The sequence below is a fragment of the Paenibacillus sp. J22TS3 genome (assembly GCF_018403205.1).
GTDB lineage: Bacteria > Bacillota > Bacilli > Paenibacillales > Paenibacillaceae > Fontibacillus > Fontibacillus tuaregi.
In genome coordinates this window covers 1,276,845-1,289,335 of sequence record NZ_BOSF01000001.1, presented here as the reverse complement: position 1 = coordinate 1,289,335, position 12,491 = coordinate 1,276,845, and the positions used below count along the sequence as shown (strand labels likewise).

Annotated in this window: 3 protein-coding genes; all 3 read left to right on the top strand. The window is 51.2% G+C overall.

From position 1 onward, the window contains the following. The first annotated feature begins 241 nt into the window (after nucleotides 1–241). The 3 genes from KJS63_RS05715 to KJS63_RS05705 all read left to right on the top strand — a co-directional run bounded on the left by KJS63_RS05715 (nucleotide 242) and on the right by KJS63_RS05705 (nucleotide 12,476). The gene (locus tag KJS63_RS05715) at nucleotides 242–4,576 is read left to right on the top strand and encodes a fibronectin type III domain-containing protein (RefSeq protein ID WP_213618266.1); all 4,335 of its coding nucleotides are present in this window, start codon (nucleotides 242–244) and stop codon (nucleotides 4,574–4,576) included. A gap of 170 nt (nucleotides 4,577–4,746) precedes the next feature. Further along, nucleotides 4,747–5,076, top strand: coding sequence for a hypothetical protein (locus tag KJS63_RS05710; RefSeq protein WP_213618265.1), 330 nt, complete (start codon nucleotides 4,747–4,749; stop codon nucleotides 5,074–5,076). Between the two features lie 788 nt (nucleotides 5,077–5,864). Then, nucleotides 5,865–12,476: a fibronectin type III domain-containing protein gene (locus KJS63_RS05705; protein ID WP_213618264.1), complete on the top strand. Its 6,612-nt coding sequence runs from the start codon at nucleotides 5,865–5,867 to the stop codon at nucleotides 12,474–12,476. Nucleotides 12,477–12,491 lie beyond the last annotated feature (15 nt).

The window sequence follows — 12,491 nt, the reverse complement described above, 5'->3', positions numbered from 1 at the left end:
TTTATGCGCCATAATCATTACGGCAGCGTTTTCCCTGTTCGGAAGCACAACTGCGAATAGATAAATCTGGCGCGATTTGTCGGACTATAGCCATCGTGCCAACACATCCTATGTGTCGGCGGGCCGGTCCTCTCTATCGATCCCGTGACGGTAGCCGAAGACAAAGAAGCGACGGTAAGCGTTACCGGGATGAATGGCTGGAATGGGGAAAAGTCGCGACAAGGAACAGGGGGAAACAAAAATGAAACGGAGCAGCTTAATGGAGGAGTCACGCAGAAGCAGGCCTGTTGAAGTGCTACAAAAGATTTTCGTATTCGTTCTGCTGATTTCAGCGTTTTTTTCGGCGCAGCAATCGTCTTTTGCAGATACGAGTTTGAATCTCATAGAGGCGGGAACCAATCCTCAGGCCGTCGCGGTGAATCCGGTGACGAACAAAATCTATGTCGTCAATTTTCGCAGCCACAACGTGACGGTCATTGACGGCGCGAACGGCACAACGAAGACGGTAGGAGTGGGTACCTTTCCTTCGGACATCGCGGTGAATCCGGTGACGAACAAAATCTATGTCACCAATTCTTACAGCAACAACGTGACGATCATTGACGGCATGAACGACACAACGAAGATGGTAGAGGTTGGAAGATCTCCTCGAGCCATCGCGGTGAATCCGGTGACGAACAAAATCTATGTCGTCAATTCTAGCAGCAACAGCGTGACGGTCATTGACGGTGCGAACGACACGACGGATTTGTTCACCGGATATTCCGGTCCTCAGAGCATTGCGGTGAATCCGGTGACGAACGAAATCTATGTCACCAATTTTGGCACCAACAACGTGATGGTCCTTGACGGCGCGAACGACACAAGGAAGACGGTAGGGGTGGGTATCTCTCCTCAGGCCATCGCAGTGAATCCGGTGACGAACAAAATCTATATCGCCAATAATGGCAGCAACGACGTAACGGTCATTGACGGCGCGAGCAATACCACGACAACGGTAGAGGTGGGAATCCTTCCTCGAGCCATCGCGGTGAATCCGGTAACGAACAAAATCTATGTCGCCAATTCTAACAGCAACAACGTAACGGTCATTGACGGCACGAGTAACACACCGACAACGGTAGAGGCGGGAACCGCTCCTTCGGCCGTCGTGGTGAATCCGGTGACGAACAAAATCTATGTCGCCAATCTTAACAGCCACGACGTGACGGTCATTGACGGCGCGAGCAACACGACGACAACGGTGGAGGTAGGATCATATCCTTTGGCCATCGCGGTGAATCCGGTGACAAACAAAATCTATGTCGCCAATAACGGCAGCCACAACGTGACGGTCATTGACGGCGCTGGGCGTACAGCCCCGCCGGTGGCGAGTCCGCCGGGAGGGGAAGTGGAGCCTGGTACGTGGGTGACATTGACGACAACGACGGATGGCGCAGCGATCTACTATACGCTGGATGGCAGTACCCCATCAAACAGCAGCACCAAATATACGGAACCGATCATAGTCACCGCAGCGATGACGATCAAGGCCATTGCCGTGAAGGACGGCATGATCGATAGCGAAGCAATGATGGAACAGTATACAGTTCAGCTACCTGCACCGTCCTCGCCGGAAAACGTGACAGGTGCTGCGGGAGACAAACAGGTCACCCTGAACTGGAGCACTGTAGCAAATGCACAAAGCTACAACGTGTATAAATACGAGGGAGCATCAGCACCATCGAATGCAAACGACTGGACTCTCTTACAACAGGATGTAACTGCGACCACATACACTGTCACCGGCTTGACGAACGGCACGAACTATGCATTCGCAGTGAAAGCTGTTAATGCAAATGGAGCAAGCGGCTTTTCAAACGCGGTGATCGCGACACCTGTTGGATCTTCAGCTCCTGCCGTGCCGGGGCAACCTGTCAATGTCCTAGCGGAAGCGGGAGACAGTCAAGCGAAGGTTAGCTTCGAAGCCCCGGGGGATGATGGAGGCAGCAATATCCTGCAGTATACGGTCACGGCCTGGGTGAATGGAATCGCAACCCCGGGTACAAAGAGCGGTGATTCAAGCCCGATCATTATGACCGGCTTGACGAACGGCACGACGTATACGTTCACGGTAGTGGCGACGAATGGGGTGGGAGACTCGATTCCATCGGCGCAATCGAATCCTGTAACGCCGACAGATCAGCAGCCTGGGTCGGATACCGAAGCCCCGAAATGGCCGGTTGGCAGCGAACTGATTGTGTCGGATATTACGCAAACGAGCGTGAAGCTTTCATGGCCAAACGCGACAGATAACGTGGGAGTGACCGGCTACCGAATCTATGTCAACGGAACCGAGCGCGAAACGGTAGGCGGCGGTGTCTATGGGACCACCGTGACTGGTCTGTCAGCAGATACAACTTATACGTTCAAAGTCACGGCTTATGATGCGGCGTGGAACGAAAGTGAGGCATTGACCGATTCGGCCAAGACAATACCGCAACCAACGGAGCCGGATACCGAAGCGCCGCAATGGCAGGATGGCAGCGAGTTGACCGTGTCGGATATCACGCAGACGAGCGTGAAACTCACATGGCCAAGCGCGACGGATAACGTGAGAGTGACCGGCTACCGAATTTATGTAGATGAGGTTGAGTACAAAACGGCAGGCGGGAACGAAAATGCAATCATCGTCACTGGCCTGACGGCAGAAACGAGTTATACGTTCAAGGTAACGGCTTACGACGAAGCAGGGAATGAAAGCGCGGCATTGACTACTTCGGCCAAGACATTGCCGCAGCCGACGGAGCCGGACACCGAAGCGCCGCAATGGTCGGATGACAGTGAACTGACGGTTTCGGATGTGACGCAAACGAGCGTGAAGCTGTCTTGGCCGAGAGCAACGGATAACGTAGGAGTGACGGGCTACCGGATTTATGTAGATGACTTCGAGTACAAAACGGTAGGCGGCAGTGGAAATGGAATCATGATCAACGGTTTGACTGCTAGTACATCCTACAAGTTCAAAGTCACGGCTTTTGATGCGGCGGGGAATGTAAGTGATGCATTGACCGCTTCGGCTACGACATTGCCGCAGCCGTCGGAACCAGACACAGAAGCACCGCAATGGCCGGATGACAGTGAACTGATGGTTTTGGATGTGACGCAAACGAGCGTGAAACTGACATGGCCAAGTGCGACGGATAATGTTGCTGTGGCGGGCTACCGAATCTACGTCGATGGCAAGGAACGTACAACGGTAAGCGGGAACGTATACCTAACCACCATCACTGGCTTAACGGCCAATACGAATTACACGCTCAGAGTCACGGCTTTCGATCCAGAGGGTAACGAAAGTGCGGCACTGACCGCATCGGCCAAGACGCTGCCGCAGCCATCGAAACCGGACACCGAAGTACCACAATGGCCAAGCGGCAGTCAGCTGACTGTATCGGGTATCACGAAAAATAGCGTGAAGCTGTCATGGCCAACAGCGAAGGATAACGTCGGTGTGACGGGATACCGGATCTACGTCGATGACAAGGAGCGTATGACGGTAAGCGGGAAGGTATATGCAACCACAGTCGACAGCCTGTCGGGCAATACGACGTACATGTTCAAAGTCAAGGCTTATGACGCGGAGGGTAACGAGAGTGCGCCGCTCAGTAAGCAGGTAACAACAGCCCGATCTTCGAGTGGAGGAGGCGGTTCCGGAGGCAGTGGTTCCGCAGGAGGCCGAGCGTTATCCAGTAACGCCGATCTTGAAGAATTGAGGGTATGGGATAAGGATAAGAAGTTGGAACTCAGCCCATCGTTTGCAGCTGGTACGACAAGTTATACGGCCCGAACGGAAGCCGAGCAGGTCGAGATTGCAGTAAAACCGGCGCACTCCGCGGCGAAGGTGATCTTGAAAGAAAAAGTGATCACGGACAGAACGAAAGTGCTTCTGGAGGAAGGCGAAAATAAGCTGGTGTTGATCGTACAGGCGGAGAATGGCAGCAAGAAGGAGTATACGTTGAACATTCGCCGCGAAACGCCCAAGCCATCGGAACCGGCCATCCATTTCACCGACATCGCCGGACACTGGGCGGAAAGCGACATCAAACGCGACGCGGCGAAAGGCATTGTCAGTGGTTATCCGGACGGAACGTTCAAGCCGAATCATCCTGTTACCCGAGCGGAGTTTACGGTGATGCTGACAGGAGCTTTGCAATTGGAAGAGCAAGGCGCAACTGTAACGTTCACCGATAACGCTCAGATCGGCAAATGGGCGAAGCAAGCTGTCGCTCAGGCGGTACAGACAGAAATGATTAATGGATATGAAGACGGAAGCTTCCGTCCGAATGCGCACATTACCCGAGCGGAAATGGCGGTTATGATCGCTCGAGCGCTCAAACTACCGCTCAAGGCCAACAGCGTAACTGTTTTTGCTGACGATGAAGCGATTCCGCAGTGGGCGAAAAGCTCTGTGGAAGCGATTCGTGCGATTGGCATCTCCAGTGGCCGTGAGGGTAATAAGTTCGTGCCTAGCGTGACAGCGACGCGTGCAGAAGCGGCGGTCATGTTGCTTCGGATGTTAGAGAAAAAAGAAGAGTAGACAGAACGTTAACAGATACAACGACAGAAACGATAGTTTCTATGTTGTATCTGTTTTTTTGTAGGGAAGAGGATAGACGGAGAAAGATCTGCAATCGTTGTGCGACTGTTCTTTGAAAGCATAAGGTGAACAGGAATGAACCGGTCAGTCCATAATGGGGGAACTTAAAGATGCATATGATGGTTTATTGGACTAATTTGGGAAGGGACGGACATAATGGCGTCTTCGTCACTTTCCATATTGCTTCATGTAATACCGCTCGTTTGCAGGTTCAGAACAACATCCTAAGCAAGCGCAAAGGAACCTCCAAATTCACCTTCTGCAAACCCGCTATCCATCCTTCCGTTCTACGCTCCAGGCAGACCAGTTCTTCCTTCGTCAAACGTTTGTCAACCGTTAGCTTGAACAGCTCGCGAATTTCATCAGCCGTAAAACGCAAATCGTTCGCTGAAATGCGGACAAGCTGCCGTTTGGCAAGCATCACCGACAAAGACAGTTGAGAGGTTCGGAACGGCTTGCTATGACCATATGCATATTTCGAGGAAGATACGTGAGTAAAAAAGTCAGCCCATGATGGATGGACGGCTCGCATATCACATGATAGTCGTCAAGTATGATGATGATTTCCTGATTCAGTGCCTGGAGCTCGTTCATTAAGAGGGTCATGGCCGTTTCGGAGGAGAAGTTCCTCGCTTCTTGAATGTACTGTAACACGGAATCGCAGAGACCGGGTTGTATCGTACGTAAGGCGGCGATCAGATATTCCATGAAGCGAACCAGATCGTTGTCACGACCGTCCAGAGAAATCCATCCGTATGAATACGGCTGCTGACGAATCCACTCCGTGATCAGCGTCTATTTGCCGAAGCCTGCCGGTGCGGTCACCAACGTCAGCTTGTCGCCAAGTCCCTGATCGAGAAGACGTCGTAAAGATGGCCGTTGCACAAGCGTTGACCCGGTGCCGGGGATATGCAATTTGGTTTGCAGAAGATGAGAAAGTGACCGGGATTCAGATTGTGGGTACATAGTGGAAGTCCTTTTTTCATTTTTGAAGTTTTCCATAAATTGATTATAGTAAAACACTGTCGGTGCATCAATGGAATATTACTCCCCAAAATACCCCCTAAACTTCCCCCAAGGGGAATAGATATGCACTTCTATTCAAAATAAAATAGAGATGATTGTCTTATCATTGCAAATTTTATCGAGGACCCGTGCAGCAGAAATATATGGATGAAATGCAACTGTTGTAACGATTGCTAAGAATGAATAGATAGAGAGGACTGGAATGATGGGAAAAGGATTACTTCTTACACATGCAGGTTTGTTCTTAACGATAGCGAAGAGTAGCTTCAGGCGAAGGTTTGCTGCATTAGTCAAGATCTGGATTATCGCGGTTATGCTTATCGCTGGGTTTGTTCATACTCCGCAGATCGTGTCGGCAGATGCGGTGGTTGCGGAAATAGACAAGTACGAGCCGCGCGCAGCCGCCGTGAATCCGATTACGAACGAAATCTATGTCATCAGTTATGCGGGTAAAGAAAACTTCAAGATTATTGATGGTGTGACGAATCAATCAAAGCTAAGTTGGCAACTATCCGGCATGCCGTTGGATGTTGCTGTAAATCCGAAAACGAATAAAATCTATGTCACCAGTTATCTTGGTGGTATTTCAGATAATGACATCGTCATGGTCATTGATCGAAATAATCAACAGACGAGAAACATTTGGACGGGAAAATACCCCATAGCAGTTGCCGTAAATCCGGTTTTGAACAAAATCTACGTAATCAATAAAGAAAGCAAAAGTTTGTTCATCATTGACGGCGAAACGAATGAAGTGACGAGTACCGTTGATTTGGGAAGCATGCCTCGTGCGATCGCCGTCAACCCGCAGACGAACAAAGTCTATGTAACCTGCTCGGGAAATGTTGTAAAGATTATAGATGGGGAAACAGGCAAATTAAGCAAGTCGGTTTCGGTTGGAGATTATCCGGAATCGATTGCCATCGATCATGCCGCGAACCAGGTTTATATCGCTCATGCTAATGCTGGAGGCGTTTCGGTGATCAATGGCGATACCGACATTTTGAAGAATACGATTCCTTTTAATGACTACTTAGTAGGAATTGCTGTGAATCCGATCACACACAAAATTTATGCCATCGGTTTGTCAAACCGGCTTGCCTTGATTATAGACGGCAAAAACCAAGCCATTGAAAAGTCGGTGCCGGTGCAGTCAAAACCTAAAAACGTGGTCTTAAACCCTGTCACAAATAAAATTTATGTAACCGCCAATGACGGCGTCACGGTAATTGACGGCGATACAAACAATTCGTTGGGTACATTAGCAGTAGATATTGGAGAAGGAGATGCTCCTCTCGTCGTCAATCCGGTCACCAACAAAATTTATGCCGGATCTAAGAATAAAAATAATGTATCCGTAATTGACGGAACGCGTACGGATATAAGCAGGATTGGGACGGGGAACAATCCCCGATTTGTGGCGATCAATCCTTTTACCCAAAAGGCGTATGTAACCAATGCGGGCAGTCGGGAAGTAACTATTGTCGATTTGAAATCAAAAGAATTAAACATCGTAAAGAATTTGAATGTTGGCGAAGGATCAATCGCGGCAGCCGTAAATCCGCTGACGAACCGGATTTATGTCGTGCATGATTCAGCTCCCAGCTTTGTGACGGTGATCGATGGCACCGACGATACCATTGTCACAACAGTTCCTGTGGGCGGGTCCCCTTCCGCCATTGCTGTCAATCCGATCACAAACCAAATTTATGTCGCCAACAATCAAAGCAGCAGTGTGACTGTGATTGACGGGGCGTCGAACAACAAAAGCACCGTGCCTGTCGGTTCGGGTCCGGTCCATGTGGCTATCCATCCGTTAACCAACAAAGTGTATGTTACCAATTCCCAGGATGGTACAGTCTCGATTCTCAATGGCGCAACGAAAAAGGTTACCGCTACTGTGCCGGTAGGGACAAACCCGAAAATGGCGGCAGTTAACGAGAAAACGAACCAAATCTATGTAGCCAATAGCGGAAGCAATAACGTTACGATTATTGACGGGGCGTCGAATGCCACGAGTACCGTTCCCGCCGGAAACCAACCCTATGCGATCGCCGTTAACAAAAAAACGAACAAAGTCTATGTCTCCAACTTTTTGGGCAGAACCATTACTGTCATAGACGGCGCATCCTTATCGACCGCACAATTATTAACATTAGATGATGATTATCCTCAAAAGTTGGCGGTGGACGAGGGAAACGATAAAATCTATGTCGCCGCATTGAATTCGATTACGGTTCTCGATGGAGTGAGGAACACCTGGACAAAACTGGCGAGTGCCGTCAATGCGACGGCTATAGCGGTCAATCCTGTGACAAATCAGGTTTACGCTACGGCGACGACCAATCAATTGATGGCCATTCATCAAAGGGAGACAGCGAGTCCATTGCCTGTGAAGATCGATGCTTTCCCGAACAACAGATTAACCGATGGAACGGCTTCCGTTCGTTTCACACCGAAAAACAATTACGCTCCCATTCAAGGCCGGATACTAGACGTATACTACCAGCTTGATTCTTCGCAAGGCGCATGGAAGAAGGCGACACCCTCAGGCCAGGAAAACTGGGAAGGCTCGCTTGATGGTTTGACTCCAGGCATGCATGTGCTGTTCGCAATGGCGACAGATGGGCAAGAAGCGAAAATGGGATCGGGAGTTGGAGGCGCATATCCTTTTTACGTCGCTCCACAAGCTGCCGCGCCGACAGCTAGCAAGCCAAGTGGAGAGATGGAGTCGGGAACGACAGTTTCGTTGTCTGCGTCTACTGCCGGAGCGTCGATTTATTACACGACGGATGGCAGCACGCCAACTCCAGGCAGCAGCTTGCTGTATCACGAACCGATCCCTGTAACGCGAAACATGACGGTTAAAGCGATTGCAGTCAAGGCTGGCATGGCGGATAGTGACGTCATGACGGAAACGTATACGATTCCGGTCACCGCTCCTTCCGCTCCTTCTGCGCCAGAAAAGCTGACGAGCGCCACTGGCGACCGGGAAATCACCCTGAGTTGGAGCACCGGAGCAAATGCGGACAGCTACGCGGTGTACAAATACGAAGGGACATCAGCGCCGGCAAACCCGGATGATTGGGTATTGATACAAGAGAATATAACAGTCAACACATACACCGTTACAGGTTTGATGAATTACATGAGTTATGCCTTTGCGGTTAAAGCCTTCAATACAAAAGGAGCAAGTGATTTCTCGGATGAAGTAATTGCAATCCCTGCCGCAGATCCTGTCTCTTCAGTACCCAGTGCACCCCTAAAAGTAATTGCGGAGGCGGGAGACGGTCAAGCGAAGGTCAGCTTCCATGCGCCGGAGAATGACGGAGGCAGCCCTATCCTAAGTTACACCGTCACTGGCTGGGTTAACGGAACGGCAACGCCGATTACAAAGAGCGGCGATTCAAGCCCGATTATCGTCACCGGGTTGACGAACGGCACGACGTATACGTTTACGGTAGAAGCGACGAATAAAATAGGAAACTCGGTTCCATCAGCCCCATCGAATCCGGTAACGCCGAAAGCAAAGCAGCCCGACCCGGACACCGAAGAACCACAATGGCCGATTGGCAGTGAACTGACCGTGTCGGATATTACACAAACAAGCGTGAAACTGTCGTGGCCAACAGCGACGGATAACGTGGGCGTAACGGGTTTCCGGATCTATGTCAACGGAACCGAGCACGAAACGGTAGGCGGCGGCGTCAATGGAACCACTGTGACCAGTCTGGCAGCAGATACGACCTATATGTTTAAAGTGATAGCTTATGATGCGGCGGGGAACGAAAGTGAGGCATTGACTATTTCGGCCAAGACATTGCCGGAACCGTCAGAGCCGGACACCGAAGCGCCGCAATGGCCGGATGACAGTGAACTGACGGTTTCGGATGTGACACAGACGAGCGTGAAACTTTCATGGCCGAGCGCGACCGATAACGTGAGAGTGACGGGCTACCGGATTTATGTAGATGAGGTTGAGTACAAAACGGCAGGCGGGAACGAAAATGCAATCATCGTCACTGGCCTGACGGCGGAGACGAGTTATACGTTCAAAGTTACGGCTCACGACGAGGCAGGGAACGAAAGCGCGGCACTGAGCGTATCGGCCAAGACGCTGCCGCAGCCGACGGAGCCGGACAACGAAGCGCCGCAATGGCCGGATGACAGTGAACTGACGGTTTCGGATGTCACGCAGACGAGCGTGAAACTTTCATGGCCAAGCGCGACGGATAACGTGAGAGTGACGGGCTACCGGATTTATGTAGATGACGTCGAGTACAAAACGGTAGGCGGCAGCGAAAATGCAATCATCGTCACTGGCCTGACGGCAGAAACGAGTTATATGTTCAAAGTTACGGCTTACGACGAGGCAGGGAACGAAAGCGCGGCACTGACCGCCTTGGCTAAGACGTTGCCGCAGCCAACGGAGCCGGACACCGAAGCGCCGCAATGGCCGGATGGCAGTGAATTGACGGTTTCGGACATTACGCAGACAAGCGTGAAATTGTCCTGGCCGAGCGCGACGGATAACGTAGGAGTGACCGGTTACCGGATTTATGTAGATGACTTCGAGTACAAAACGGCAGGCGGCAGCGAAAATGCAATCATCGTCACTGGCTTGACGGCAAAAACGAGTTATATGTTCAAAGTTACGGCTCACGACGAGGCAGGGAACGAAAGCGCGACACTGAGCGTATCGGCCAAGACATTGCCGCAGCCGTCGGAACCAGACACAGAAGTGCCGCAATGGCCAGATGACAGTGAACTGACGGTTTCGGATGTCACGCAGACGAGCGTGAAACTTTCATGGCCAAGCGCGACGGATAACGTGAGAGTGACGGGCTACCGGATTTATGTAGATGATGTCGAGTACAAAACGGCAGGCGGGAACGAAAATGCACTCATCATTAATGGTCTGACGGCAGAAACGAGTTATACGTTCAAAGTAACGGCTTACGACGAGGCAGGGAACGAAAGTGCGGAACTGAGTGCATCGGCCAAAACGTTGCCGCAGCCAACGGAGCCGGACACCGAAGCGCCGCAATGGCCGGCTGACAGTGAACTGACGGTTTCGGATGTGACGCAAACGAGCGTGAAGCTGTCCTGGCCAAGTGTGACGGATAATGTGGAGGTGACCGGCTACCGAATCTATGTCAATGGAGCTGAGTACGAAACGGTAGGCAGCAGCAGTGGAAATGGAATCATGATCAACGGTTTGACTGCTAATACATCCTACACGTTCAAAGTCACGGCTTTTGATGCGGCGGGGAATGTAAGTGATGCATTGACCGCTTCGGCCAAGACATTGCCGCAGCCGTCGGAACCAGACACAGAAGCACCGCAATGGCCGGATGACAGTGAACTGATGGTTTTGGATGTGACGCAAACGAGCGTGAAACTGGCATGGCCAAGTGCGATGGATAATGTTGCTGTGGCGGGCTACCGAATCTACGTCGATGGCAAGGAACGTACAACGGTAAGCGGGAACGTATACGTAACCACCATCAATGGCTTAACGGCCAATACATCCTGCACGTTCAAAGTAACGGCTTATGATGAAGTGGGGAACGAAAGCGCGGGACTGAATACTTCGGCCAAGACGCTGCCGCAGCCATCGATACCGGACACCGAAGCACCACAATGGCCAAGCGGCAGTCAGTTGACTGTATCGGGTATCACGAAAAATAGCGTGAAGCTGTCATGGCCAACAGCGAAGGATAACGTCGGTGTGACGGGCTACCGGATCTACGTCGATGACAAGGAGCGTATGACGGTAAGCGGGAAGGTATATGCAACCACAGTCGACAGCCTGTCGGGCAATACGACGTACATGTTCAAAGTCAAGGCTTATGACGCTGTGGGTAACGAGAGTACGTCGCTCAGCAAGCAAGCAACAACAGCCCAATCTTCGAGTGGAGGCGGCGGTACCGGGGGTAGCGGTTCCGGAGGAGGCAGGGTGTTATCCAGTAACGCCGATCTTGAAGAATTGAGGGTACGGGATAAGGATAAGAAGTTGGAACTCAGCCCATCGTTTGCAGCTGGTACGACAAGTTATACGGCCCGAACGGAAGCCGAGCAGGTCGAGATTGCAGCAAAATCTGCACACTCTGGGGCGAAGGTGATGTTGAAAGAAAAAGAGATCACGGACAGAACGAAAGAACATCTGGAGGAAGGCGACAATACGTTTGTGTTAACGGTGCAGGCGGAGAATGGTACGAAGAAGAAATACACGTTGACTATTTACAGAGAAACACCCAAGCCATACGAACCAGTTATTGAATTTACCGACATTGCCGGACACTGGGCAGAAAATCACATTAAGCGTGCCGCGGCCAAAGGAATCGTCAGCGGTTATCCAGATGGGACGTTCCAACCGAACCATCCTGTTACTCGCGCGGAATTTACTGTGATGCTGACAGGTGCTTTGCGGTTGGAAGAGAAGGGCGCTGCTCTTACATTTAACGATAACGATCAAATCGGGGCATGGGCGAAGCAAGCGGTTGCCCAGGCGGTACAGGCGGGAATTATCGACGGATATGAAGACGGCAGCTTCCGTCCGAATGCGTCGGTTACCCGCGCGGAAATGGCGGTCATGGTCGCACAAGCGATCAAACGACCGCTCAAAGCCCATACCACAACTGGTTTTGTTGATGATGAAGCGATCCCCCAGTGGGCGAAAGGCTCTGTAGAAGCGATTCGTGGGCTTAGCATCGTCAGCGGTCGCGCAGGTAACAAGTTCGTGCCAAATGATACGATGACAAGAGCGGAAGCGGCTACTATTTTGCTCCGGATGGTAGACATTCTAAAATAAATCTTTAAACAACGC